General features: G+C 48.3%; 1 rRNA gene. It reads left to right on the top strand.

The annotated features are described in order from the left end of the window. Positions 1–237 (top strand): 23S ribosomal RNA (locus H8K52_RS20785); the annotation flags it as partial. Positions 238–261: the final 24 nt, after the last annotated feature.

The following is a 261-nucleotide window of genomic DNA, read 5'->3' as shown; positions in this document are numbered from 1 at the left end:
CGGAGTGGACGAACCTCTGGTGTATCGGTTGTCACGCCAGTGGCATTGCCGAGTAGCTATGTTCGGAAGAGATAACCGCTGAAAGCATCTAAGCGGGAAACTCGCCTTAAGATGAGACTTCCCAGAGACTTGATCTCTTTAAAGGGTCGTTCGAGACCAGGACGTTGATAGGCTGGGTGTGGAAGTGCAGTAATGCATTAAGCTAACCAGTACTAATTGCCCGTAAGGCTTGTCCCTATAACTTTGGTCAGTTATAGATCT

Origin of the sequence: Affinundibacterium seohonense (genome assembly GCF_014284305.1) — a bacterium.
Lineage (GTDB): Bacteria > Pseudomonadota > Gammaproteobacteria > Burkholderiales > Burkholderiaceae_D > Undibacterium > Undibacterium seohonense.
The sequence above is the reverse complement of the archived record's forward strand: the minus strand, read 5'-3'. Positions and strand labels throughout refer to the sequence as shown.